At 68.0% G+C, this 24,928-nt stretch carries 25 protein-coding genes and 2 pseudogenes; 14 read left to right on the top strand and 13 right to left on the bottom strand.

Features of this window, described 5'->3' with window-relative positions; genetic code table 11:
- Positions 1–57: 57 nt before the first annotated feature.
- Positions 58–1,566, bottom strand: coding sequence for a depupylase/deamidase Dop (gene dop / locus ACXPWS_RS17195; RefSeq protein ID WP_458707825.1), 1,509 nt, complete (start codon positions 1,564–1,566; stop codon positions 58–60).
- Between dop and ACXPWS_RS17200 the strand changes: the two genes are divergently transcribed.
- Entirely contained in the window at positions 1,561–2,799 is a 1,239-nt protein-coding gene (locus ACXPWS_RS17200; RefSeq protein WP_458707826.1) for a hypothetical protein, read from the top strand. The two genes, dop and ACXPWS_RS17200, sit on opposite strands and share 6 nt — an antisense overlap.
- Entirely contained in the window at positions 2,796–3,524 is a 729-nt protein-coding gene (locus ACXPWS_RS17205) for a response regulator transcription factor (RefSeq protein ID WP_458707827.1), read from the top strand. The genes ACXPWS_RS17200 and ACXPWS_RS17205 overlap by 4 nt, the downstream gene beginning before the upstream one ends.
- Here the strand turns inward: ACXPWS_RS17205 and ACXPWS_RS17210 are convergent.
- Positions 3,446–4,822, bottom strand: coding sequence for a sensor histidine kinase (locus ACXPWS_RS17210; RefSeq protein ID WP_458707828.1), 1,377 nt, complete (start codon positions 4,820–4,822; stop codon positions 3,446–3,448). The two genes, ACXPWS_RS17205 and ACXPWS_RS17210, sit on opposite strands and share 79 nt — an antisense overlap.
- Before the next feature lie 31 nt (positions 4,823–4,853).
- Here ACXPWS_RS17210 and ACXPWS_RS17215 point away from each other — a divergent pair, with 31 nt between their 5' ends.
- Positions 4,854–6,149, top strand: a complete 1,296-nt coding sequence (locus tag ACXPWS_RS17215; RefSeq protein WP_458707829.1) for a hypothetical protein — start codon at positions 4,854–4,856, stop codon at positions 6,147–6,149.
- On the opposite strand, the pseudogene ACXPWS_RS17220 reads toward ACXPWS_RS17215, so the two are convergent.
- Positions 6,102–6,416: pseudogene (locus ACXPWS_RS17220) on the bottom strand (EamA family transporter); the annotation flags it as partial. The gene ACXPWS_RS17215 and the pseudogene ACXPWS_RS17220 sit on opposite strands and share 48 nt — an antisense overlap.
- On the opposite strand from ACXPWS_RS17220, the gene ACXPWS_RS17225 reads away from it, so the two are divergent.
- On the top strand, positions 6,346–6,519 hold the full coding sequence (locus ACXPWS_RS17225) for a hypothetical protein (protein WP_458713786.1): 174 nt from the start codon (positions 6,346–6,348) through the stop codon (positions 6,517–6,519). The pseudogene ACXPWS_RS17220 and the gene ACXPWS_RS17225 overlap by 71 nt on opposite strands.
- 80 nt (positions 6,520–6,599) lie before the next feature.
- On the opposite strand, the pseudogene ACXPWS_RS17230 reads toward ACXPWS_RS17225, so the two are convergent.
- Positions 6,600–6,860 (bottom strand): annotated as a pseudogene (locus ACXPWS_RS17230) (EamA family transporter); the annotation flags it as partial.
- A gap of 71 nt (positions 6,861–6,931) precedes the next feature.
- On the opposite strand from ACXPWS_RS17230, the gene ACXPWS_RS17235 reads away from it, so the two are divergent.
- The gene (locus ACXPWS_RS17235; protein WP_458707830.1) at positions 6,932–7,828 is read left to right on the top strand and encodes a LysR family transcriptional regulator; all 897 of its coding nucleotides are present in this window, start codon (positions 6,932–6,934) and stop codon (positions 7,826–7,828) included.
- Here ACXPWS_RS17235 and arc read toward each other — a convergent pair.
- Positions 7,825–9,645 carry a proteasome ATPase gene (gene arc, locus ACXPWS_RS17240; protein WP_458707831.1) on the bottom strand — a complete coding sequence of 607 codons (1,821 nt, stop codon included), beginning with the start codon at positions 9,643–9,645 and terminating at the stop codon, positions 7,825–7,827. The two genes, ACXPWS_RS17235 and arc, sit on opposite strands and share 4 nt — an antisense overlap.
- A gap of 144 nt (positions 9,646–9,789) precedes the next feature.
- Here arc and ACXPWS_RS17245 point away from each other — a divergent pair, with 144 nt between their 5' ends.
- Positions 9,790–10,260, top strand: coding sequence for a hypothetical protein (locus ACXPWS_RS17245; protein ID WP_458713571.1), 471 nt, complete (start codon positions 9,790–9,792; stop codon positions 10,258–10,260).
- A gap of 15 nt (positions 10,261–10,275) precedes the next feature.
- Positions 10,276–10,800 (top strand): hypothetical protein, encoded by a 525-nt coding sequence (locus ACXPWS_RS17250; RefSeq protein WP_458707832.1) that lies wholly within the window; start codon positions 10,276–10,278, stop codon positions 10,798–10,800.
- A 91-nt stretch (positions 10,801–10,891) separates the two neighbouring features.
- On the opposite strand, the gene ACXPWS_RS17255 is transcribed toward ACXPWS_RS17250, so the two are convergent.
- On the bottom strand, positions 10,892–11,722 hold the full coding sequence (locus ACXPWS_RS17255) for a tRNA (adenine-N1)-methyltransferase (RefSeq protein ID WP_458707833.1): 831 nt from the start codon (positions 11,720–11,722) through the stop codon (positions 10,892–10,894).
- Positions 11,723–11,794: 72 nt separating this feature from the next.
- Here ACXPWS_RS17255 and ACXPWS_RS17260 point away from each other — a divergent pair, with 72 nt between their 5' ends.
- Genes ACXPWS_RS17260 through ACXPWS_RS17285 form a run of 6 tightly spaced genes read left to right on the top strand, consistent with a single transcriptional unit; the run spans position 11,795 to position 15,375 of the window.
- On the top strand, positions 11,795–12,613 hold the full coding sequence (locus ACXPWS_RS17260) for a RecB family exonuclease (protein ID WP_458707834.1): 819 nt from the start codon (positions 11,795–11,797) through the stop codon (positions 12,611–12,613).
- Positions 12,610–13,407, top strand: coding sequence for a thioesterase family protein (locus tag ACXPWS_RS17265; RefSeq protein ID WP_458707835.1), 798 nt, complete (start codon positions 12,610–12,612; stop codon positions 13,405–13,407). The genes ACXPWS_RS17260 and ACXPWS_RS17265 overlap by 4 nt, the downstream gene beginning before the upstream one ends.
- A 3-nt stretch (positions 13,408–13,410) precedes the next feature.
- On the top strand, positions 13,411–13,905 hold the full coding sequence (locus tag ACXPWS_RS17270) for a hypothetical protein (RefSeq protein WP_458707836.1): 495 nt from the start codon (positions 13,411–13,413) through the stop codon (positions 13,903–13,905).
- Between the two features lie 45 nt (positions 13,906–13,950).
- Entirely contained in the window at positions 13,951–14,268 is a 318-nt protein-coding gene (locus tag ACXPWS_RS17275) for an ArsR/SmtB family transcription factor (RefSeq protein ID WP_458707837.1), read from the top strand.
- Complete coding sequence (locus ACXPWS_RS17280; protein ID WP_458707838.1) at positions 14,265–14,783, top strand: SRPBCC family protein; 519 nt, start codon at positions 14,265–14,267, stop codon at positions 14,781–14,783. Before ACXPWS_RS17275 ends, ACXPWS_RS17280 begins: the two co-directional genes overlap by 4 nt.
- Positions 14,776–15,375 (top strand): flavodoxin family protein, encoded by a 600-nt coding sequence (locus tag ACXPWS_RS17285; RefSeq protein ID WP_458707839.1) that lies wholly within the window; start codon positions 14,776–14,778, stop codon positions 15,373–15,375. The genes ACXPWS_RS17280 and ACXPWS_RS17285 overlap by 8 nt, the downstream gene beginning before the upstream one ends.
- Here the strand turns inward: ACXPWS_RS17285 and ACXPWS_RS17290 are convergent.
- From ACXPWS_RS17290 to ACXPWS_RS17305, 4 genes are read right to left on the bottom strand one after another with little or no spacing between them, the layout of a single operon-like run.
- A complete protein-coding gene (locus ACXPWS_RS17290; RefSeq protein WP_458707840.1) occupies positions 15,359–16,738 on the bottom strand; it encodes an FAD-containing oxidoreductase in 1,380 nt (459 codons plus the stop codon). The genes ACXPWS_RS17285 and ACXPWS_RS17290 overlap by 17 nt on opposite strands.
- Before the next feature lie 14 nt (positions 16,739–16,752).
- On the bottom strand, positions 16,753–17,253 hold the full coding sequence (locus ACXPWS_RS17295) for a DUF4126 family protein (protein WP_458707841.1): 501 nt from the start codon (positions 17,251–17,253) through the stop codon (positions 16,753–16,755).
- Positions 17,254–17,295: 42 nt separating this feature from the next.
- Positions 17,296–18,147 carry an ATP phosphoribosyltransferase gene (hisG, locus tag ACXPWS_RS17300; RefSeq protein ID WP_458707842.1) on the bottom strand — a complete coding sequence of 284 codons (852 nt, stop codon included), beginning with the start codon at positions 18,145–18,147 and terminating at the stop codon, positions 17,296–17,298.
- Entirely contained in the window at positions 18,147–18,428 is a 282-nt protein-coding gene (locus ACXPWS_RS17305) for a phosphoribosyl-ATP diphosphatase (RefSeq protein ID WP_458707843.1), read from the bottom strand. Before ACXPWS_RS17305 ends, hisG begins: the two co-directional genes overlap by 1 nt.
- Positions 18,429–18,470: 42 nt before the next feature.
- Here ACXPWS_RS17305 and pth2 point away from each other — a divergent pair, with 42 nt between their 5' ends.
- Positions 18,471–18,815: an aminoacyl-tRNA hydrolase gene (pth2, locus tag ACXPWS_RS17310; protein WP_458707844.1), complete on the top strand. Its 345-nt coding sequence runs from the start codon at positions 18,471–18,473 to the stop codon at positions 18,813–18,815.
- Between the two features lie 7 nt (positions 18,816–18,822).
- Here the strand turns inward: pth2 and ACXPWS_RS17315 are convergent, their stop codons facing one another.
- The 3 genes from ACXPWS_RS17315 to metH form a co-directional block, all read right to left on the bottom strand.
- Entirely contained in the window at positions 18,823–20,289 is a 1,467-nt protein-coding gene (locus ACXPWS_RS17315; protein WP_458707845.1) for a sugar porter family MFS transporter, read from the bottom strand.
- Between the two features lie 66 nt (positions 20,290–20,355).
- Positions 20,356–21,039 carry an HAD family hydrolase gene (locus ACXPWS_RS17320; RefSeq protein ID WP_458707846.1) on the bottom strand — a complete coding sequence of 228 codons (684 nt, stop codon included), beginning with the start codon at positions 21,037–21,039 and terminating at the stop codon, positions 20,356–20,358.
- A gap of 11 nt (positions 21,040–21,050) precedes the next feature.
- Positions 21,051–24,845, bottom strand: a complete 3,795-nt coding sequence (metH, locus tag ACXPWS_RS17325; RefSeq protein ID WP_458707847.1) for a methionine synthase — start codon at positions 24,843–24,845, stop codon at positions 21,051–21,053.
- Positions 24,846–24,928 lie beyond the last annotated feature (83 nt).

The raw sequence follows: 24,928 nt of genomic DNA on the forward strand, positions 1-24,928 counted from the left end.
ACGATCGGTTCTTTCACACTACCGGTCAACACGCTTCCTGCCCGGTATAGCAAGGCCTTACGTGGTGAGCTGTTCCACCAATTCGGCGGCGCTGTCCACCGAATCCAGCAACGCGCCCACGTGCGCCTTGCTTCCCCGCAGCGGCTCCAGGGTGGGAATCCGGACGAGCGAATCCCCGCCCAGATCGAAGATCACCGAGTCCCAACTCGCCGCGGCGATATCGGCCCCGAAACGGCGCAGGCATTCACCGCGGAAGTAGGCCCGGGTATCGGTCGGTGGATTGTCCACCGCATCGAGCACCTGTTGCTCGCTGACCAGGCGTTTCATCGAGCCGCGGGCCACCAGCCGGTTGTACAGGCCCTTGTCCAGGCGCACGTCGGAGTACTGCAGGTCGACCAGATGCAGCCGTGGAGCCGACCAGGACAGGTTCTCCCGGTTCCGGAAACCCTCCAGCAGGCGCAGCTTGGCCGGCCAGTCCAGGATCTCCGCGCATTCCATCGGGTCGCGCTCCAGCAGGTCGAGCACCTCGGCCCAGGTCTGCACGACATGGTTCGCGCGCGGATCCGGATCGCGGTGCTCCAGCAGCTTGGCCACCCGCTCGAGGTAGATACGTTGCAGCGCAAGAGCGGTCAGTTCGCGACCGTCGGCCAGTGCGACGGTCGCGCGCAGCGACGGGTCGCGGCTGATGACGTGCACGGCGTGCACCGGCCGGGCCAGCGCCAGGTCGGACAGGTCGAGACCGTGGCGCGGGCCCTCTTCGATGAGGTCGAGCACCAGGGAGGCGGTGCCCACCTTGAGGTAGGTGGACGTCTCGGCGAGGTTGGCGTCCCCGATGATGACGTGCAGCCTGCGGTACTTGTCGGCGTCGGCGTGCGGCTCGTCCCGGGTGTTGATGATGCCGCGCTTGAGCGTGGTCTCCAGGCCGACCTCGACCTCGATGTAGTCGGCGCGCTGGGAGAGTTGGAAACCCGGTTCGTCCCCTGACGGGCCGATACCGACCCGGCCTGAGCCGGTGATCACCTGGCGGGACACGAAAAACGGTGTGAGTCCGGCGATCACCGAAGAGAACGGCGTGTGCCGACTCATCAGGTAGTTCTCGTGGGTGCCGTAGGAGGCCCCCTTACCGTCCACGTTGTTCTTGTAGAGCTGCAGCTTGACCGCTCCGGGCACGCTGGCCACATGCCGCGCGGCCGCCTCCATGACGCGCTCGCCGGCCTTGTCCCAGATGACGGCGTCCATCGGATCGGTCACCTCGGGTGACGAGTACTCCGGGTGGGCGTGGTCGACGTACAACCGGGCGCCGTTGGTCAGGATCATGTTGGCCGCGCCCACCTCGTCGGCGTCGACGATGGGCGGCGGTCCCGAGGACCGGGACAGGTCGAAGCCGCGGGCATCGCGCAAGGGGGACTCGACCTCGTAATCCCACCGGGTGCGCTTGGCACGCTGCAGGCCGGCCGCTGCGGCGTAGGCGAGCACCGCCTGGGTCGAGGTGAGGATCGGATTCGCGGTGGGGTCCGACGGCGACGAGATGCCGTATTCCACCTCGGTTCCGATAATCCGTTGCATAAGTTGCACCCTAGCGACGCCTGCCCGGCCGATGTCAGCGAGGGCCGCCGGGGCCACGACGAAGGAGACGAGACGGTGGACCTGGTCGAGGCGCACGCCTGGTTCCTGCGACGGGGGCTGCCCACCGTCTTGCGACCCGGGGTCCTGGCAAGCCACCTCTGGCAGCGCAGCGCTGCCGCGCTGTCGATGCTGGCGGTGTTCATGGCCAATTCGGTCGCCGTGGTCACGCTCACCCACCAGCACACCATCGATATCGACGGCACGCCGACCCGTGGCGAGTGGTTCATTCTGGGGCTGTTGGTCCTGGTGCTGCCGGTGGCGGCGGTGGTGGGCTGGCGGGTCAGCCGGATCGGCAGCTGGCGCGGACGCACCGGCGCCGCCGCGGTGTCGGTGCTGGTGTGCCTGGCCGGTGCCGTCTTCGGCGGTCCCAGCGCGTATGTCGTACCCAACCTGCTGCTGGTCGCCGCGCTGATCGTGGTGATCCTGGCGCTGACGGCGACCGGTATCGGCTCGATCCTGGGGCTGGCGCTCGGCGCGACGCTGCACAATCTGTCGCTGATCGGCGGGCTGCTGGCCCGGGCGCTGCCGGTGATCCTGCTGACGGTGCTGGTGTTCTTCAACACCTATGTGTGGCTGATGGCGGCCTACGTGCCGCGTCCCAGGCTCTGGTTGGCGTTGATTTTCCTGGGCGCCATCGCCGTCGCGTTCATCACGTCGGCCACCATCGAGCGGGTCCGTCCGATCCTGACCTCGTCGACGAGGCCGGAGAAGGTCGACGGCGCCCTGCTGGACACGCCGTTCCACGGACTGCCCGCCCCGGCGCAGCGGGTGCGGCTGTCCGGTCTGGAACGGGTAAACGTGGTGTTCGTCCTGGTGATGTCCCAGGTGCTGCAGGTGCTGGCGGTGTCCTTGGTCACCACCGTCATCTTCGGGGTACTGGGCTTGATCCTGCTGACGCCGAGGCTGCTGGCCGAGTGGACCCGCAACGGGGCCAGCGACGGGGTGATCCTCGGGATGACACTGCCCATCCCCCAGGCGCTGATCCAGACCAGCATGTTCCTCGGTGCGATGACGTTCATGTACATCAGCGCGCGCGCCGCCGGCGATACCGACTACCGCCGCCGGTTCCTGGACCCGTTGATCGACGACCTCACCCTCACCCTGGACGCCCGCGACCGCTATCGGCTGCGGACCCGCCCGGCGCCGGGGCAGGTAGACATGAAAGCGCCATGAGACTACTGATCGTCGAGGACGAAGCCAGGTTGCGATCCACCCTCTCCGTCGGGCTGCGTGCCGAAGGATTCACGGTGACCGAGGCGGCCGACGGGATCGAGGGGCTGCGGCAGGCGACCGAGCACCAGTTCGACGTCATCGTGCTGGACATCATGGTGCCCGGCCTCAGCGGCTACGAGGTGCTGCGCCGGATGCGCGGCCGCGAGGTATGGACGCCGGTGCTCATGCTGACTGCCAAGGACGGTGACTACGACCAGGCCGATGCGTTCGACCTGGGTGCCGACGACTACCTCACCAAACCGTTCTCGTTCATCGTGCTGGTCGCGCGGTTGCGTGCCCTGGTGCGCCGCAGCACCGCACAGCGGCCCGCGGTGATCACCGCGGGCACGTTGACACTGGACCCGGTGCACCGGGTGGTGTCCCGCGCGGACACGCCGATCGCACTGACCCCGCGCGAATACGGCGTGCTGGAGTACCTGATGCGCAACAAGGACGTCGCCGTCACCAAGTCCGAACTGCTGCACAACGTGTGGGACACCCACTACGACGGGCCGGACAACGTCGTGGAGGTCTATGTCGGTTATCTGCGCCGCAAGATCGATGTGCCGTTCGGCACCAACACCATCGAGACCGTCCGCGGGGTCGGCTACCGGCTGGCTGTCGGCAGCGCGACCAGCACCCGGGTGCCGCCACCCGGCCGTGCCTCCAGCCAGACCCGGCCGTGATGCGCCGCAACGATTTCGGCGACGATGGCCAGCCCGAGGCCGCTTCCGCCCGCGCTGCGTGAGCGGTCGCCGTCCAATCGCACGAAGCGGTCGAACACCCGCAGGCGATCCTGCTCCGGCACTCCCGGCCCGTCGTCGCCGACCGTGAGCACGGCGGTGCCGTCGGTGGATCGCACGGTGATCTCGATGACGGACGCGGCGTGCCGGGCGGCGTTGTCCGACAGGTTGCGCAGCACCCGGGCCAGGGCAGCGGCGTCCCCGGTGACCCGCGCCGGTTGCACCTCGCAGTCGACGGTGAAGTCGGTGCTGCGCCGCAACTCCCGGGCGGCGCCGGTGGCCAGGTCGTCGAGGTCGACATCGCCGAATTGCACGGTCAACCCGCGTTCGTCGGCGCGGGCCAGCAGCAGCAGATCGTCGATCAGCGCCGCCATCCGCTGCGCCTCGGGCATCAGGGTGTGCTGAGCCAGGTCGGCATCCAACAGGTCGGGGTGGGCCTGGGCCACCTCGAGCGCCGAGATGATGGTGGCCAGCGGGCTGCGCAGCTCATGTGACGCATCGCCGACGAAGCGCTGCTGGGCGGCATGCCCGGCCTCGACCCGGGCCAGCATCTCGTTCATCGTCACCGCCAGTGCGGCGATCTCGTCGCGGCTGTCGGGTACCGGCACCCGGCCGGTGAGATCGGAGGTGGTGATGGCGGCGACCCGGGATCGGATCTCGTCCACCGACCGCAGCGACCGGCGGACCAGCAGGTAGGTGACCGCCGCCGAGACGGCGATGACGACGGGCGCGGCGATGGCCAGCGCCACCACGACGGTGCCGACAGTGGCCGTCACCACCCTGCTGCCCTCACCGACGAGCACGGTGTAACCGAGGCCTTGCGGGTCGTCCACCGACTGGGCGCTGAACCGGATGTGCCCGTACTGCGAGGCGAGCTCGGGCATCCCGATCCGGGTGCCGGTGCCGAGCTCGCCGACCGGGATCAGCGGGGCGTCGGGTGCCGATGCCGACCGCAGCACCACCCGGCCCTGGGAGTCGATGACCTGGACCGCCACGATGCGCTCATCGGTGGCCAGTAACTCGTCGTCCAGGGCGGCCGGGCCGGCGCCGGCGATCCCCGCGGCCACCTCGGCCACCCGCGCGGCGGCGGCGTTGTCGACCCCGCTGAGCATGGACCGGTAGAGCACCGCGGACAGCACCAGCCCGGCGATACCGAGCGCGACGAAGACCACACTGGCCGCCACGAAGGCCGACCGGGCGGAGATCCCCCAGTTCGCCGGTCGCAGGAGTTCTCGTCGCATCTCCCCCAGATTGCACCAGATCGCCGACAATATGGCGGTGTCCTCCGCCGTGGTAGCCGACAAAGCACAGGTGCACGAGTGGTTCCTGCATCGCGGCCTGCCGCTGGTGCTGGCCCGGCGGGTTCGGTCCCGCGCGCTCGTCGAGCGCTCGGCACCGATGATCTCCGCCGTCGGCGCACTGACCGCGGTGATGATGCTGCTGGCAGACATCACCGACGAGAGTCCCGACTACGGGTACGCGGTGCGGCTCGGGGTGATCGCGGCGGTACTGCTGGCCGCGCCGTTCGCGCTGACGATGCTGCACCGGCTGGACAGCCGACTCGGTGACTCCGGCCGGCGGTCGGGCGCCTGGGTGGTGATGGCGCTCTTCGTGGTGGTCATGCCGGTCACGGTCAACGGCTGGTCCGGCGCGGCGGCCGCCGAGGCCCCGTTGTTCATCGTGATATCGCTGGTGGCGATCTGGCTGACCTATCTGGGTTTCGGGTCCATCGCGGCCTGGGCCTTCCGGTTCGCCTGGATCCAGCTCGGCGCACTGGGCACACTGATGAGTCGGGCGCTGCCGCTGTTGATGCTGACCGTGGTGGTCTATTTCACCGGCGAGCTGTGGCAGCTGGCTGCCCGGATGACGCGGCAGCGACTCTGGCAGACCATCGGCTTCCTGGCCTTGGTGGCCCTGGTCTTCGTCGTCACCACCATCCGCGACGAGGTGCAGGCACTGCGCGACGACCGGGCCGAGCAGACCGATCCGGCCCGGTTGCTGGCGGGCACCGTGCTGCAGCCGGCGCCCGGGCACCAGCCCGCCCGCACACCGTTGTCGACGGCCGAGAACATCAACGTGGTGGCGATCATGGTGGTATCACAGGCGATTCAGGTCGTGTTGTTCACCGCCGGGCTGTTCGCGTTCTTCCTGGCGCTGGGCATCATCGCGGTCCCCGACGAGGTGACGGTGTTGTGGTCGGCGGAGCAGACCTGCGCAGTCGGCGCACCGCCGTGCGCCGGGACGTGGTTCGGCGTGCACATCCCGATACCGCAGACCGTCGTGCACACCTCGCTGTTCGTCGCGGTGCTGTCCGGGCTGTACTTCACCGTCAGTACCAGTGTCGACCCGCTGTACCGGCAGCGGTTCTTCGATCCGCTGATCGCCGATGTCGCGGTCAGCCTCGCCGGCCGGGACGCCTACCTGGAGTTGGAAGCGGGTCAGAACAACACGGCCCCAACTGGTTCCGCCGAGCAGCAGGACCGCACCCAGCACACCGACGGCCGACAACCGGTCCCCGGCCAGCCCGATGCCGACGAGCACGGCCCACAGCGGCTCGGTGCCCAATAGCAGGCTGACCCGTGCCGGGCTGGTCCGCCGCAACGCCCACATCTGTACCCCGAACGCGAATACGGTGCACGCGACGGCCAGATACACCGTCAGGGCCCAATCGGTTGCGGACATGTGCGCCACCGACGCCCATTGACCGTCCGCGGCCGCAGGTATCGCCGACAGGGTGGCGACCGTTGCCAGCTGCACCAGAGTCGTGGCGGCAGAGCCGCTCCGGCGGCGGGCGGTGCTGCGGTCGATGACGGTGACATGCACCGCCCGCAGCACGGCCGCGGTGGCCACCAGGGCGTCGCCGGCGCCGGGCGGGGACAGTCCACCGGACTGGGTGAGCAGCGCACATCCCAGCACGGCGGCGCCGGCGGCCGGGTAGAAGATCGGTGGTACGGCGGCACGCTGCAGCATCGGGGTGATGACGACGGTCAGGGCGATGATCAATCCGGCGTTGGACGCCGATGTCATGGTGACGCCGTAGGTTTCGCACATCAGGACGGCGGTCAGCACCGTGCCGAACAGTACGCCGGAGCGCAACTCGGGCCGGCCGATCCGGCGCACTCGACCACCCAGCAGCACCGCCAGCACCAGCACCGCGAGACCGAAACGCAGCGCCAGGAAAGCGAACACCGAATCCGCGGTGACTGTCTCCTTTGCTGCCAGATAGCTGGAACCCCACACCGCGGCCACCGCAAGCAGGGCGAGATCGACCGAACGCATGCGCTCAGCCTGGATGCCGCCCAGTCTTCAGTCAATCTAATGATTCTTACTCATCCATGTAGCATCGCTACATGGATGTTCACCGGCTGCGCATGCTCCGCGAGCTCGCCGACCATGGCACCGTGGCCGCCGTCGCCGACGTACTGTCGATGACCCCGTCCGCGGTCTCCCAACAGCTCAAGGTCCTCGCGCGGGAAGCGGGCATGCCGCTCATCGAACCGGCCGGGCGGCGGGTGCGGCTCACCGACGCCGGGCGGGTGCTGGTCGGCCACGCCGACGCGGTGTTGGCCGCGCTGGACCGCGCAGTGGCCGAGATGGACGCCTACCGGACCACTGCGCGCGGCGAGGTCAGCGTCTCGTTCTTCCCGTCCGGGGCGGCGATGCTGTTGGCGCCGTTGATCATCCGCGCCGGCCGTCGCGGCGTCGATGTCGTCGGCCGCGATATCGACGTCCCCGCCGCGCGGGCTCCCACCCAACTGACCGACTTCGATGTCGTGGTGGTGCACCGCGATGACCGCGATGCGGCGCCATGGGGTGCGCGGTACAGCGCAATCCCGCTGATGCGCGAACCGTTGGATGTGCTGCTGCCGCCGGGCCATCCGCTGGCCGCCCAGGAGCGGGTGCAGCTGTCCGATCTTGCCTCGGCCGATTGGATCGGTGTGCAAGGCGGGCTGATGGTCGACGACGTGTTCAATTCGATTGCCACGCTGACCGGGGTGCCGGTGCGGATCACCCAGCGGGTCAACGACTTCCGGGTGGTAGAGGAACTGGTCTCGGCGGGGGTGGGCATCGCGCTGATGCCCCGTCATGTCACCCTGGCGCGCGACCTGGTGCGCCGGCCGATCGGTGACATCCGGTTGGCCCGGCGAATCGAAGCGGTGACCCGCGCCGGTGCGGATGCCCGGCCGGCGATCGCGCTGGTGCTCGAGGAGCTACGCGCGATCGCCGCCGGGGTGGCCGACCGTTAGAGGTACTGCCCGAGGTTGGACTCGGTGTCGATCGCCCGGCTCGCACTGGACGATTTGCCGGTGACCAGCGTGCGGATGTAGACGATCCGCTCGCCCTTCTTGCCCGAGATCCTGGCCCAGTCATCGGGATTCGTGGTGTTGGGCAGGTCCTCGTTCTCGGCGAACTCATCGACGATCGAGTCCAGTAGATGCTGGATCCGGAGGCCACGCTGGCCGGTCTCCAGCACCGACTTGATCGCGTACTTCTTGGCCCGGTCCACCACGTTCTGGATCATGGCGCCCGAGTTGAAGTCCTTGAAGTACATGACCTCTTTGTCACCGTTGGCGTAGGTGACTTCCAGGAACCGGTTGTCGTCGATCTCGGCGTACATCCGCTCGACGACCTTCTCGATCATCGTCTTGATGGTCAGCTGACGGTCACCGCCGAACTCCGCCAGATCCTCCTCGTGCACCGGCAGGTTCTCGGTGAGGTACTTGCTGAAGATGTCCTGTGCCGCTTCGGCGTCCGGGCGTTCGATCTTGATCTTGGCGTCCAGGCGGCCGGGCCGCAGGATGGCCGGGTCGATCATGTCTTCCCGGTTCGAGGCGCCGATGACGATGACGTTCTCCAGGCCTTCGACACCGTCGATCTCCGAAAGCAGCTGCGGGACAACAGTGGTCTCCACGTCGGAGCTGACGCCTGTGCCGCGGGTGCGGAAGATCGAGTCCATCTCGTCGAAGAAGACGATGACCGGGGTGCCCTCGGACGCCTTCTCCCGGGCGCGCTGGAAGATCAGCCGGATGTGCCGCTCGGTCTCACCGACGAACTTGTTCAGCAGCTCGGGACCCTTGATGTTCAGGAAGTAGCTCTTGGCTTCCCGGGACTCCTCGCCGCGTAGTTCGGCCATCTTCTTGGCCAGCGAGTTGGCCACGGCCTTGGCGATCAGCGTCTTGCCGCACCCGGGCGGACCGTAGAGCAGCACACCCTTGGGCGGCCGCAGTGCGTACTCCTTGTAGAGATCCTTGTGCAGGAACGGCAGTTCCACGGCGTCCCGGATCTGCTCGATCTGGCGGGTCAGGCCGCCGATGTCGCCGTAGCTGACGTCGGGCACCTCCTCCAGCACCAGATCCTCGACCTCGGCCTTGGGGATTCGCTCGAAGGCGTACCCGGCCTTGGTGTCGACCAGCAGCGAGTCGCCGGGCCGCAACTTACGGGGCTTGTCGTCCTCGTCGAGCTGGACCTCGACACCCTCGGGCAGGAACTCCGCCGACACTAACGGCTCGGCGAGCCAGACGATGCGTTCCTCGTCGGCATGACCGACGACGAGGGCGCGATGCCCGTCGGACAGGATCTCGCGCAGCGTGCTGATCTCACCGACGGCCTCGAAGGCGCCGGCCTCGACCACCGTCAGGGCCTCGTTGAGGCGCACGGTCTGCCCTTGCTTCATGCTGCTGGTCTCGATGTTGGGCGAGCATGTGAGCCGCATCTTGCGCCCGGAGGTGAACACGTCGACGGTGTCGTCCTCGTGGGTGGCCAGCAGGACGCCGTAACCACTGGGCGGTTGCCCCAGCCGGTCGACCTCTTCGCGAAGGGCCAGCAGCTGCTGCCGGGCCTCCTTGAGGGTGTCCATCAGCTTGGCGTTGCGGGTCGCCAGGGAGTCGATACGGGCCTCGAGCTGGTGTACATCGCGAGCGGTCCGCAATCCGCTCGACGCTCCGACGGCATCTTCGAGCTGCTCCCGCAGCGCGGCCGCTTCGCGGCGCAGCTGCTCCAATTCGGCAGCCTCGTCACTGGAGATGGACGTTCCGATTTCGTCAGGACGCTCTGACTCGCTCATGTTGCGCTCCCTCCCGCACCGAATGTTGGCGCAGTAACAACTTCAAAGCTACCGGCGATTCAGCCTTTGTGTGCGGTCTAGGAATTCGACACACCAGCAACGCTTGTTAACCTTTGATGAGCTGGCCCCATGGAAAGGACCACCGTGATCCTGAAATCCCTCGTTACCGGTATGGCCGCGGCCGCAGTCGTGGCCGCCGCCGCGGCAGGGACTCTGACTTCCGTTGCCCCCGCCGTCACTCCGGCCGGGTGGCAGACGCCGATGCCGCAGGCCCCGGCACCGCAGCTGGAGTCACCGCTGGCACAGACTCTCAACGCCCTGGCGGGCCCCGGATCGTTCTCCGGCAAAGCTGCCTACATCCAAGGCGGATTGGGCCGTTTCGAGACCATCGCCGCAGATCGCGCCTACCGGAACGCCGCGGCCAAGGGCCAGTTCCCGCTGACCTTCGCCCTCGACGGGATCGACGAGGGCGAAGGCTTCGCGACGGCCAACGTCACCGCCACCGCGGCCACCGGCGCCTCGGCCTCCCAGGCAGTGACCTTCGTCGCAGGTCCCAGCCCGACCGGCTGGCAGGTCTCCAAGGACTCGGCGCTGGCACTGCTGTCGGCGGTCTGACCACAAGCCGAGCAATTGCGCCGCTACCCGGTAGCAGTTCTGAGCGCCGCCATCTCGATGGCGGCGCTCGGGCTGTCGGGGTGCGGTGCCGACACCGTCCCGCCGGCGCCCACCGCCACCGTCAGCTCTATTGCGCCGCCGCCGGGCCAGGCGGCCCTGCCCGCCCCCGAGGCACTCACCGACGTGCTCGTCCGACTCGCCGACCCTTCGGTTCCCGGTGCGCAGAAGGTCCCGCTCGTGCAGTATGCGACGCCCGATGATGCCGCCTCGCTGGACAGTTTCGGCCGGGCGCTGGCCGACAACGGCCTCGCCCCGCTGACCTTCCTGGCCGCCGACCTCGCCTGGGCGCAGGGCCAGCCCGGCGACGTGGTGGCCACCATCACGGTCACCTCGGCCGGCCCGCAGGCGGCGCCCTTCGTGTACCCGATGCAGTTCACCCGCGCCGGCAGCGGCTGGCAGCTCACCCGCAGCACGGCCGATCAGCTGCTGGAGATGAGCCGGCAGACACCGTTGCCCGGCCCCGCCGACCCGCCGCGCTGATGTGGATCGGCTGGCTGGAGTGTGACCATCCCGAGTTCCAGCTGCACTCGGTGCGGCGCGGATTCCGCCGCAGCACCGACGAGTAGCCGGCTCAAACCTGGCGTTTGCGGCGCAGCGGCGTCGGGGTCACCGTGCCCGGCGCCAGCTTGCGGGCGCTGATCAGGAATGCGGTGTGGCCACGCATGTTGTGTTGCGGGCGGACGGCCAGGCCGACCACGTCCCAGCCGCGCTGCAGCGTCTCCCAGGACCGCGGCTCGGTCCAGCACTGCTGTTCGCGCAACGCCTCCACCGTCTTCGACAACTGCGTCACGGTGGCCACGTAGATGATCAGCACACCACCGGCCACCAGGGCGCCGGCCACCGTGCCGAGCACGTCCCAGGGCGCGAGCATGTCCAGCACGATGCGATCCATCTCGCCGTCACCGCTGTGGCTGTTCAAGTCGGCTATCCGCAGATCCCAGTTGGCCGGCCGCTCGCCGAAGAACGTCTCGACATTGCGGATCGCGTGCACCGCGTGGTCGTCGCGGACCTCGTACGAGACCACCTGACCCGTCGGTCCGACCGCCCGCAGCAGCGAGCAGGTCAGGGCGCCGGACCCGGCGCCGGCCTCGAGTACCCGCGCACCGGGGAAGATGTCGCCCTCGTGCACGATCTGGGCGGCATCCTTGGGGTAGATGACCTGGGCACCGCGCGGCATGGACAGCACATAGTCGATGAGCAGCGGGCGCAACACCAGGAACGGGTCGCCGTTGGCGGACTTCACCACGCTGCCCTCGGGCTGCCCGATCACGTCGTCATGGGCAAGGGCTCCGCGGTGGGTGTGGAACTCCGCACCGGGGGCCAGCACCATCGTGTAATGCCGCCCCTTGGCGTCGGTGAGCTGAACACGATCGCCGACGACGAAAGGACCGGTAATGGACACGGAGTGTCAGCCTGCCAGAAACGCCGCCGCACCTGCTAACCGTTGTCGGTGGGTGAACCTAGGCTGAGGGTCATGAGCGAGCCCCTGACGTTGCGCCGGCCGGCGCTGTCGCCGTCGCGCGCCGCAGATTTCAAGCAGTGCCCACTGCTCTACCGGTTCCGGGCGATCGACCGCCTGCCCGAGCCGGCGTCGACGGCACAGGTCCGCGGATCGGTGGTGCACGCGGTGCTGGAGCAGCTCTACACGCTGCCCACCGCCGAACGGGTCCAGGATGCCGCGCTGGCACTGGTGGGCCCCGCGTGGGATCGGGTGCTGGCCGAGTCGCCCGAGCTGTCCGAGTTGGAGCCCGCGCAGCGGGACGCCTTGCTGGCTGACGCCCGCAAGCTGCTGTCGGGTTACTACCGGTTGGAGGATCCGACCCGGTTCGACCCGCAGAGTTGCGAGCAACGGGTCGAGGTGGAACTGGCCGACGGCACGCTGTTGCGCGGTTTCGTCGATCGGATCGACGTTGCGCCCACCGGCGAGCTGCGGGTCGTCGACTACAAGACCGGCCGCGTTCCCTTCGCGGAGGCGAAGGCACTGTTTCAGATGAAGTTCTATGCGGTGGCGCTGCTGCGGTCGCGCGGCGTGCTGGCCGCGCGACTGCGGCTGGTGTACCTCGCCGACGGACAGATCCTGGACTACACCCCCGAGCTGGCGGAATTGGAGCGTTTCGAGCGCACCCTGACGGCGATCTGGCGGGCCATCCAATCCGCGGGCGCGACAGGCGATTTCCGCGCGCAGCCGTCCCGGCTGTGTGACTGGTGCAGCCATCAGAAGCTTTGTCCGGCCTTCGGCGGCACTCCCCCGGTGTATCCCGGCTGGCCGGGCGCGGGCGAGCCGGCCGCATGATCGACTGCCATTACCGCCGGGCCGGTTCGGACGGCGACCTCGAGGTGTTCGAGTCCACCCTCGGTACGGCGAGCAATTGGGATTGCGCGATCCAGCACGGCTCACCGCCGCTGGCGCTGATGACCAAGGCCATCGAGCAGCTGTGTGCCGACCGTCCCGAGCTGCGCGTCGGGCGGCTGCTGCTGGACATCCTGGGCGCCATTCCGGTGGCGCCGGTGAAAGTGCGCGCCCGGGTGGTGCGCCCGGGCGCGCGGATCGCCAAGGTCGACGCCGAGATGCTGGCCACCCGGCCGGACGGGACGGACCGTGCGGTGGCCACCGTCAGCGCCTGGTTGCTCGCCACCAGCGACACCCGGGACGCCGTCACCGACCGCTATCCACCGCTGGTGGAAGGCGAGGCGAGGGACAACCCGCACGGCTGGGCGGGTGCCCCCGGCTATCTGGAGACGGTGAGCTGGCGTGCCCAACACACCGGGCCCGGTGAGGCGGCGGTGACGTGGATGAGCCCCCTGGTCCCCCTCGTCGACGACGAACCGCTCACCGATCTGCAGCGGATGGCCATGGTGGTCGACTCCGCCAACGGTGTGGGCGCGGCGCTGGACCCTGACGAATTCGTGTTCATGAACACCGACACCGCCGTGCATCTGCACCGCGCCCCGGTGGGTGGTGACTTCGCGTTGCGCTCGCGCGGTTCGATCGGCCCGGACGGCATCGGTGTGACGAACGCCGAGATCTTCGACCGCCACGGATTCATCGGGACGTCCGCGCAGACGCTACTGGTGCAGCGGAGATAGCCGGTGGCCGAACGTCGCATCGACGGCCCGGACGGCGCCACCTGGACCGTCCGGCGGCGCGTGCTGCCGTGGCGACGTCCCATCTCGTTGCGGGAGATGCTGCACAGTCCATCCGACGCCGCGGCCACCGACGCAGCTGACGCTGCACCGGCGCAGGAGACGAAAGAGCCGGGGATCGTGCTGCAGGTACTGCAGCTGACGGTCGGTGTCGTGCTCTGGCTGGCGATCGGCGCGGGCAAGCTGGTCTTCTACTCACTCGCGGTGGTGTTGGTCCTGGTCATCTGGCTGGTCGATGCTGCGTTGCAGCTGCTGGTGTTGCCGCTGATGCTGGTCGCCCGGGCGTGCGGCCTGGCGCGCTGGCCGGTCCAGGTCGAACGCGAGTACAAGCATGTCCGCACCGAATACGCCAACGGTTTTGCCGCCGCCGAGACCCTGCGCGACGAACTGTCGGCGCAGGTTGCGGCCGGTGCCATCGCGGTTCCGGCCGCGCAAGACTAGAATATTCTCTTGCGTCTATATAGACGCAATGTAATATATGGGCACATGGATGTGTTCGAGGCCGTCGCCGAACCCAGCAGGCGCACCCTGCTCGACGCGCTGCGCACCGGTGAGCGCACCGCCGGTGAACTCGTCGCGACGCTGCCGAGCCTGACCCAGCCGACGGTGTCGCGTCACCTGAAGGTGTTGCGCGAGGTCGGCCTCGTCGAGGTGCGCGCCGACGCCCAGCGCCGGGTCTACGCGCTGCGCGCCGACGGGCTGGCCGAGATGGATCAATGGATCGACGGCTACCGCCACTTCTGGTCCGATCACCTCGATGCCCTGCAACGACACCTCGATACCGTGCACGGAGAACCGAAATGACCGACATCCCAGGCGAACTCGTCATCGACGGGGATCGCGCCACCTTGCGTTTCGAACGATGGCTACCGCATCCGGTCGAAGCGGTCTGGGCGGCGATCACCGAACCGGCCGAACGTGCCCAGTGGATGGGCCACACCGTCATCGACCCTCGCGAGGGCGGTCGGATCGACATGGTCCCCGCCGACCCACCCGCACCCACCGAGGCCAAGCGGATGACCGGGCGCATCACCGTCTGGGACCCGCCGCGGGTCTTCGAACACGAATGGAATCAGCGCATCGTCGAACCCGGATTCGTGCGCTACGAACTGCATCCCGAGAATGACGGCACCCGGCTCCGGTTGATCCACCGAGGGCTCGGCGTGCGCAATGCCGGCGGCTTCCGGCCCGGCACCCACGCCTTCCTGGACCGGCTGGCCGCCCATCTGCAGGGCACACCCCTGCCCGCCTGGTCGCAGCGTTATCAGCAACTCGCCCAATCGATCTACGCCATCAAAGGAGACGACCACCATGGCTGACATCCCACCCACCGTCGCGGTGGCCTACCACTCCGGCTTCGGGCACACCACCACCCTGGCCCGGGCGGTCGGCGAAGGCGCACGACGGGGCGGCGCACAGGTCGCCATGTTGCGGGTCGACGAGCTGACCGCCGCCGATTGGGGCACCCTCGATGCCGCCGATGCGGTCATCTTCGGCACGCCGACTTACATGGGCAATGTCTCGGCCGGATTCCAGGCCTTCGCCGAGCAGACCGGCCGGCGCTGCATGGAAGGCACATGGCGCGACAAGGTCGCGGCGGGGTTCACCAATTCCGGTGCCAAGAGCGGCGACAAGGTGGCCGCCCTCATCTCGTTGTCGGTGTTCGCCGCCCAACACCATATGCATTGGGTCAGTTTGGGTTTGAGCCCAGGCTGGAACGGCGCCGGTGGCAGCGAGCACGACCTGAACCGGCTCGGTTTCTGGCTCGGCGCGGGCGCGCAGACCGATGTCGACGCGAATTCCGACCAGGTGCACCCGGCCGATGTGCGCACCTGCGAACACCTCGGACACCGGGTCACGGTGGTCACCGCCCAGCTGCTCGCCGGCCGGGCCGCTACTGCAGCGGCGTGAGCTCCTGCAGCACCGTCGGCACCAGTTCGCTGACCGTGGGATGGATGTGCATGGTGCGCGAGATGGCGGTGTAGGGCAGCTTCGCAGTCATCACGTCGAGAATCAGGTGCACCACCTCGTCCCCGCCCACGCCGAGGATGGCGGCCCCCAGGATCTCGTCGGTCTCGGCGTCGACAACGACCTTCATGAAGCCCTGGGTTTCGCCCTTCTCGACGGCACGACCCACCCGGGTCATCGGACGCTTGCCCACCAGCGCCTTGCGCCCGGAACGGCGCACCTCCTCGACGGTCATCCCGGCGCGTCCCAACGGCGGATCGATGAACAGGCCGTAGGTGGTGATGCGATCGCTGACCCGGCGCGGATCGTTGTCGAGCAGGTTGGCGGCGACGATCTCGTAGTCGTTCCACGAGGTGTGGGTGAACGCACCCTTTCCGTTGCAATCCCCCATCGCCCAGATGTGCTCGACGCTGGTGCGCAGCTGGTCGTCCACCACGACATAGCCCCGGGCGTCGGTCTGCACCCCGGCGTGCTCGAGTCCGAGGTCGTCGGTGTTGGGCCTGCGCCCCACGGCCACCAGCACGTGGCTGCCCAGCACGGGTTCGGCATCGGCCTTCGGGGTGACCGCGATCCCGTTGTCACGCTTGGCGAATCGGATGTCGGCGGCGCCGGTGTGTACCGCGATGCCCTCGGCCTCCAGGATCGACCTGATCGCTTCGGAGACGTCTTCGTCCTCGCGGGAGGCCAGCCTGGGACCGCGTTCGATGATCGTCACCTCGGCGCCGAACCTCCGGTACATCTGCGCGAACTCCAGCCCGATGTAACTGCCGCCGATGACGATGAGATGTTCGGGCACCGCGTCCAGTTGCAGGACGGACACATTGGTGAGGTAGTCGACACCGTCCAGGCCCGGCAGGTCGGGCACCGATGCGCGGCCACCGACGTTGAGGTAGAACCGGTCGGCCCGCAGCAGGGTGCCGTCCACGTCGATGGTGTGCGGGTCGACGAACCGGGCGTGCCCGCGGATCAGCGTGGCCCCGTCCATGCCGTCGAGCCAATCCTCGACGCCGTGGCGGTCGTCGAGCATGATTTTGTCCTTGCGGGCCTTCACCTTTGCCATGTCGACGGTGACGGCACCGGTGCCGATCCCGTATTCGGCCCCGCGCCGGGCCGAGTGTGCGGCGTGCGCGCTGGCCACCAGCGTCTTGGTGGGGATACACCCGCTGTTGACACAGGTACCGCCGACCAGTTTGCGTTCGATGACGGCGACCCGTTGGCCGGCGTCGGTCAGCCGGCCGGCCAACGGCGGGCCGGCCTGGCCCGCGCCGATGATGATGGCGTCGAAAGTCGTTGTGTCGCTGACCATCGTGTTCCCGCAGCCTAGAGCAGTGACGCGGCGGCGACGACGGCGAGGCCGCCTACGACGGCGATCACGTCTTCGGTCAGGGCTATCGGCAGGTCGCGTCCGCCGATGCGGGCCACCAGCCGGGTGCGTGCCTCGGATCCACCCAGGGTGCCCAGCACCGCACCGACGATGCCCGCGCCGATGCCGGAGATGATGGTGCCGGTCTTGGCCTGATAGATCGCGCCGGTGACCAGTACGGCCGCGGCGAACCCACCGGTCAGCAACCGAGCGCTGAACTGCGGCGGCACTTTTCGGCTCGGGGTCGACGGCAGCTGGTCGGTGACCAGTTCGACGACCAGCAGGATGGTGAGCACCGTGAGGGTGATCGGGTGGGTCATCCACCCGGCCCAGGTGCCCTCCAGCGAGATCCAGCCGAGCGCCCCGGCCCAGGCCACCACGGCCGGCGGGGTGAGCGCCCGCAGTCCGGCCACCACACCGATCAACAACGCGAGCAGCAGAACCACCACCACGGTCATACCCGGGACGCTAACACGCTCCCAGTCATTGTTCCGGGTGTATCAGAATCGGCAGAACCGGATGTCGGAGGCCAGGATCGCCTTGGCGCCGATGGCGGCCAGCCGATCCATGATCGAGTTGACCTCGCGCCGCGGGACCAGCGCGCGAACGGCCACCCAGTCCGGGTCGGCCAGCGGTGCGATGGTCGGCGACTCCAGCCCCGGTGTCACCGCGGTGGCCCGCTCCAATACGTCGCGGGGGCAGTCGTAATCGAGCATCAGGTACTGCTGCCCGAACACCACGCCCTGCACCCGGGCGGCCAGCTGATCGCGCGCGGGGTCCGGGGCGGTGTCGGCGCGTTCGATCAGGATGGCCTCGGAATCACACAGCGAGTCACCGAAGGCGACCAGATTGTGCAGGCCCAAGGTGCGACCGGAACCGACGATATCGGCGATCACATCGGCCACCCCGAGTTGGATGGAGATCTCCACCGCGCCGTCCAGCCGGATCACCGTGGCGTCGATCCCTTTGGCGGCCAGGTCTTTCCGAACCAGACTCGGATAGGCCGTGGCGATCCGCTTGCCCGCGAGGTCGCTCTCGGTCCAGTCGCGGCCCTTGGGTGCCGCATAACGGAAGGTCGATCCGCCGAAGCCCAGTGCCAACCGCTCACGCACCGGGGCGTCGGACTCGGCGGCCAGATCCCGCCCGGTGATGCCGAGATCGAGCTGGCCGGACCCGACGTAGATGGCGATGTCCTTGGGCCGCAGGAAGAAGAACTCGACATTGTTCGCCGGGTCGACGACGGTCAGGTCCTTGGGGTCGGTGCGGCGGCGGTAGCCCGCCTCCGACAGGATCTCGGCGGCCGATTCGCTGAGCGCGCCCTTGTTCGGCACGGCGACGCGAAGAGTAGTCATCACAGCTTCCGGTAGACGTCGTCGAGAGTCAGGCCGCGGGACAGCATCAGCACCTGCGTCCAGTACAGCAGCTGGCTGATCTCCCCGGCGAGCGCCTCGTCGGACTCGTGCTCGGCCGCCAGCCAGACCTCGCCGGCCTCCTCCAGGATCTTCTTCCCGAGTCCGTGCACGCCGGCATCCAGCGCGGCGACGGTACCGCTGCCCGCGGGGCGGGACTGCGCTTTCTCACTGAGCTCGGCGAACAGGCCGTCGAAGGTCTTCACGACCTGCGATTCTTTCATGCGCGCGCGACCGGATTCGCAGGGGCCGCCATGATGGGGGCCGTGAAACAGATCATCGTGATGCGCACCGATCTGAACATGCGCAAGGGCAAGATGGTCGCCCAGGGCGCCCACGCGGCCGTGGCCGCCGTCGTCGAGAACCTCGGCGATCCGCGCGTCGCCGAATGGCTGAACAGTCACTTCACCAAGATCTGTGTCGGCGTCGGCAGCGCAGAAGAGCTGTCCGAGGTGATGGCCACGGCACAGGCGGCGGGGCTGATCACCCGTGGCATCGTCGACTCCGGCCGTACCGAGTTCGGCGGGGTGCCGACGCCCACCTGCGCGGCCATCGGCCCGGATACCGCCGAGCGCTTGGACCCGATCACCGGCGGTCTGCGGTTGTTGTGAGGCTCCGCTAGCCCTTGGCCTCGTGCAACACCTCGGCGTGCATGTCCTCCAGGGACACTCCCTTGGTCTCGCGTACCCACCTGAAGACGAACACGAACGACAGCACCGCGCACAGTCCGTAGAACCCGTAGGCCACGCCCAGGTGGTCGCTGAGCTTGGGGAACGAGACGGTGATCAACCAGTTCGCCGCCCACTGGCCGGCGGCGGCCACGCCGAGCGCCGCCGCGCGGATGCGGTTCGGGAACATCTCGCCGAGCAGCACCCACACCACCGGACCCCACGACATGCCGAAGGCGATGACGAACACATTGGCGGCGACCAGTGCCACCGGTCCGGCCACGTCACCCAGGAACGGCTTGCCCGCCGCGTCCAGCGACGCGGTGCCGAAGATGACCGACATCGTGATCAACGAGACCGCCATGCCCGTCGAACCGATCAACAGCAGCGGTTTGCGTCCGATCTTGTCGACCAGGGCGATCGCGATGAGTGTGGTGACGATGTTCACCACCGAGGTGATGACGGTGATGACGAACGAGTCGCCTTCGGAGAACCCGACCGCTTCCCAGAGCACATTGGAGTAGTAGAAGATCACGTTGATGCCGACGAACTGCTGGAAGATCGACAGGCCCAGACCGACCCATACGATGCCGTAGAGGCCGAGGAAGCCACCGCCCGGCTTACGCAGGTCGCGCCAGGACGGCTTGTCCTCGCGTTCCAGCGTCTCCTTGATCCGGTCGATGGTGATTTCCAGGTTCTTCTCGCCCAGCAGCATGCTCAACACCTTGCGGGCTTCCGGAATCTTGTGGCTGGCAACAAGATAACGCGGCGACTCGGGAATGGTGAACGTCAACAGCCCGTAGACGACGGCGGGCACCATCATGACCAGGAACATCCAGCGCCAGGCATCGAGCCCGAGCCACAACGTCTCGTTGGCGCCACCGGCGATCTGTGCCAGGACGTAGTCGACGGCCAGCGACAGGAAGATGCCGGACACGATGGCCAGCTGCTGGAGCGAGCCGAGTCTGCCTCGGATCCGTGGCGGCGACGTCTCCGCGATGTAGGCGGGCGCGATGACGGATGCGATGCCGACGGCGATGCCACCGATGACGCGGAAGACGACCAGTACCCAGACGCTCGGCGCCAGACCGGTGCCGATGGCGCTGATGAAGAACAGCACCGCGGCGATCTTCATCACCGTGATCCGTCCGATGCGGTCGGCGATCCGGCCTGCGGTCATGGCGCCGACCGCGGCGCCGAGCAGCGCCGAGGCGACCGCGTTGCCCAGCGTGAGGCCCTCGATGCCGAAATCCTGTGAGATGGACGCCACGGCACCGTTGATGACGGCGCTGTCGTAGCCGAACAGCAGACCACCCAGGGCCGCCACCGAGGCGATGCGTACGGCGCTGGTGCCCGACGTGAACTTCTCGTCGCCGAAGGCGGACGGACCGTCTCCCCCTACCGGACCGTGAGACATGAGCAGTCCTTCCCCGCGCCGTTGCGTGATGGTGCAGCAATCACCATCGCACAGACCGGACCGGTGTCAGGCCACTTCGGTGACGAGTCCCGAGTGGATATCGGCCAAGGCGGCCACATCGACGTCGGTCAGGGCGGAGATGAGGTGCCGGCGTGCGCTGGCGGGCACCGCAATATCGTTGGGCACCACCAGCACCGGGCAGCCGGCCGCCTCGGCGGAGGTGGTCCCGGTGATGGAGTCCTCGACCGCCAGACAATGTGCCGGCGCCAGCCCCAGCAGGTGTGCGGCCCGCCGGTACGGATCGGGCGCGGGTTTGCCACGCGGCACCTCATCGGCGCACACCGTGGTCGAAAAGTAGTGCCTGCCAATGCTGTCCAGGGCCTTCTCGGTGAGGTCGCGGCGGGTGTTGGTGACCAGGGCCATCGGAATCCCGGCCGAGTGCAGCGCATCGAGGAGTTCGCGGGCGCCGTCGCACCACGGCAATCCGCCCTCGAACAGGCCGCCCACGTAGGAGTGCAACCACTCGATGGACTCGGCCATCGCCGCCGGATGTGGTTCCAGGCCCAGATCCTGATAGGTCTGCAGCATCACACTCTCGGCCGAGCCGCCGACCGTGGACTCCCGGAATTCCTCGGTCATCACCCCGCCCATGCGCGCGTACAACGCGTGCATGCCGACATCCCACAGCTTCTCGCTGTCGACCAGCGTGCCGTCCATATCGAAGAGGACGGCGCTGAGCACCGCTTTCATCACGTGCGGAATCAGTCCTCCGGGTTGTAGCCGAGGTTGGGGGCCAGCCACCGTTCGGCTTCGGCAAGGGTCCAGCCCTTGCGTTTGGCGTAGTCGGCCACCTGATCCTGGGCGATCCGTCCGACCACGAAGTACTGCGACTGCGGATGTGAGAAGTACCAGCCGCTGACGGCGGCACCGGGCCACATCGCCATCGACTCGGTCAGCTCGATGCCGGTGCGCGTCTGGACGTCCATCAACTCCCAGAGGGTGGCCTTCTCGGTGTGTTCCGGGCAGGCCGGGTAGCCCGGCGCCGGACGGATTCCGCGGTACTTCTCGCCGATGAGCGCCTCGTTGTCCAGCTGCTCGTCGGGTTGGTATCCCCAGAACTCCTTGCGGACCCGTTGGTGCATCCGCTCGGCGAACGCCTCGGCCAGGCGGTCCGCGAGCGACTCCAGCAGGATTGCGTTGTAGTCGTCGTGCGCCGCCTTGAACTCGACGATCTTGTCGGCACTGCCCAGCCCCGCGGTGACGGCGAAGGCGCCGACGTGGTCGGCCAGGCCGGTCTGCTTGGGCGCGATGAAGTCGCCGAGGCTGCGGTTCGGGATGCCGTCGCGGTGCTCGCCCTGCTGGCGCAGGTTGTGCAACGTGGTGGCCACCTCGGTGCGGGTCTCATCGGTGTAGACCTCGACGTCGTCACCGACCGCGTTCGCCGGGAAGAAGCCGATCACCCCGTTGGCAGTCAGCCACTTCTCCTTGATCAGGGTGTCGAGCATCTCCTGGGCGTCGTCGTACAGCTTGCGGGCCGTCTCGCCGGAGACCGGGTTGTTGAGGATGTCGGGGAAGCGGCCCTTCATCTCCCAGGCGTTGAAGAACGGCTGCCAGTCGATGTACTCGCGTAGCTCGGCGAGGTCGTAGTCCAGAAATTCGCGCACGCCGAGGCCCTGCGCGGGCACCGGCGGCGTGTAGCCGTCCCACTCGATCGGAGTCCGGTTGGCGCGGGCCTTCTCCAGCGTCAGCATCGGCCGCTCGTTCTTCTGGGCGTGCCGTTCGCGCAGTGCCGCGTAATCGGTTGCGGTGGCCTCCAACAGGGCCGGCCGTTGCTTGTCGTCCAGCAACGCGGCGGCCACCGGAACCGAACGGGACGCGTCCTTGACCCAGACCACCGGGCCGCTGCGACGCGGCGCCACCTTGACGGCGGTGTGGGCGCGCGACGTGGTCGCGCCACCGATCAGCAGCGGGATCTGCAGCCCCTGCCGTTCCATCTCGACGGCGAAGTTGACCATCTCGTCCAGGGACGGGGTGATCAGGCCGGACAGCCCGATGATGTCGGCATCGTGCTCCTTGGCCGCGTCCAGGATCTTCTGGGCGGGCACCATCACACCGAGGTCGATCACCTCGTAGTTGTTGCACTGCAGGACAACCCCGACGATGTTCTTGCCGATGTCGTGGACGTCGCCCTTGACCGTCGCCATGATGATGGTGCCGTTGGTGTCCTTACTCGCCTTGCCATTTCCCGTCGCTTCGCTCGCCCCGGAGGCAACGTTCTGCTCCTTCTCCGCCTCGATGAACGGCAAAAGGTACGCGACGGCCTTCTTCATCACCCGGGCCGACTTCACCACCTGCGGCAGGAACATCTTGCCCGCGCCGAACAGGTCACCGACGACGTTCATGCCGTCCATCAGCGGCCCCTCGATAACCTCGATGGGCCGCCCGCCGGCGGCCTCGATCTCGGCCCGCAATTCCTCGGTGTCCTCGTCGACGTTGGCGTCGATGCCCTTCACCAGGGCGTGCGTGATGCGTTCGCGGACCGGAAGGCTGCGCCACTGCGCAGCTACCGGGTCGTCCGGCTTGTCCTTGCTGTTGAAGCGTTCGGCTATCTCCAACAGCCGCTCGGCCGCGTCCTCACGACGGTTGAGCACGACATCCTCGATGCGGTCCCGCAGCTCGGGGTCGATCGAGTCGTAGGGCACCAGCGCTCCCGCGTTGACGATGCCCATGTCCAGACCGGCCTTGATGGCGTGGAACAGGAAGACCGAGTGGATCGCCTCGCGGACCGGGTTGTTGCCCCGGAACGAGAACGACACGTTCGAGATACCGCCGGAGATATGCACCCCGGGCAGGTTCTCCTTGATCCAGGCGCAGGCCTCGATGAAATCGATCCCGTAGGTCGCGTGCTCCTCGATACCGGTGGCCAGCGCGAAGCAGTTCGGGTCGAAGATGATGTCCTCGGCCGGAAAGCCGACCTCTTCGGTCAGGATCCGGTAGGCGCGGCCGCAGATCTCCTTGCGGCGCTCCAGGTTGTCCGCCTGCCCCTGCTCGTCGAAGGCCATCACGACGACGGCGGCGCCGTATTTGCGGCACAGCCGTGCCTCGCGGACGAACTTCTCCTCGCCCTCCTTCATGGAGATCGAGTTGACGATCGGCTTGCCCTGCACGTTCTTCAGGCCCGCCTCGATGACCTCCCACTTGGAGGAGTCGATCATCACCGGGACGCGGCTGATGTCCGGCTCGGCCGCGATCAACTTGGTGAACCGGTCCATCGCGGCGACGCCGTCGATCATCCCCTCGTCCATGTTGATGTCGATGACCTGTGCACCGACCTCGACCTGCTGTAGGGCGACCGACAGGGCGGTGTCGTAGTCCTCGGCCTTGATCAGGTTGCGGAACCGGGCGGACCCGGTGATGTTGGTGCGCTCACCGATGTTCACGAACAGGGAGTCCGCGGTGATGTTGAGTGGCTCCAGGCCCGAGAGCCGGGTGGCCACCGGGATCTCCGGCAGCTCGCGCGGCGGCTTGCCCTCGACCACCTTGGCGATCTCGGCGATGTGCGGTGGCGCCGTGCCGCAGCACCCACCGACCAGGTTGACCAGGCCGGCCTCGGCGAACTCGGCGAGGTAGGCGGCCTGAGCCTCCGGGGACTCGTCGTACTCACCGAAGGCGTTGGGCAGGCCGGCGTTCGGGTAGCAAGACACGAAGGTGTCCGCGATCCGCGCCACCTCGGCGATGTAGGGCCTCATTTCCGGGGCACCGAGAGCGCAGTTGAGGCCGACGGCGAGGGGCTTCGCATGCCGGATGGCGTTCCAGAACGCCTCGGTGACCTGGCCGGACAACGTCCGCCCGGAGGCGTCGGTGATGGTCCCCGAAATGATCACCGGCCACCGGCGTCCGCGCTGCTCGAACAGCGTCTCGATGGCGAACACCGCGGCCTTGGAGTTCAGCGAGTCGAAGATCGTCTCGACGATGAGCAGGTCGGCACCGCCGTCGACGAGGCCGTTGGCGGCGTCGAGGTAGGCACTGACCAGCTGGTCGTAGGAGACGTTGCGGGCACCGGGGTCGTTCACGTCGGGCGATATCGACGCGGTCCGCGTCGTCGGCCCGAGGGCGCCGGCGACGTAGCGGGGCTTGTCCGGGGTGCTGAACTCGTCGGCGGCCTTGCGGGCCAGGGCGGCGCCGGCGTAGTTCAGCTCATAGGCGAGCTCGTGCATGTCGTAGTCGGACAGCGAGACGGCGTTCGCGTTGAACGTGTTGGTCTCCAGGATGTCCGCACCGGCCTCGAGGTATTCGCGGTGAATGGCCTCGATGATCTGCGGCTGGGTCAGGGTGAGCAGGTCGTTGTTGCCCTGAAGCGCGGTCGGCCACTCGCGGAACCGATCACCGCGGTAGCCCTCTTCGTCCGGCCGGTCCCGCTGGATCGCCGTGCCCATCGCGCCGTCGATCACCAGAATGCGCCGGCGCAGGGCAGCGGTCAGTTCGTCGGTGCAGTCGGGGCGGATGTTCGGCGCAAAAGTGTTCGACTCAGCGGTGTTCGACTCAGACGAGTTCACACGCACTCCTTCCGTAACGGAAGGCGTCCTTGACTCTGCCGAGCGTGGCGGATACCGAGGTGGGACCCCCGTCCCCCCACGTA

Source organism: Mycobacterium sp. BMJ-28, assembly GCF_054404835.1.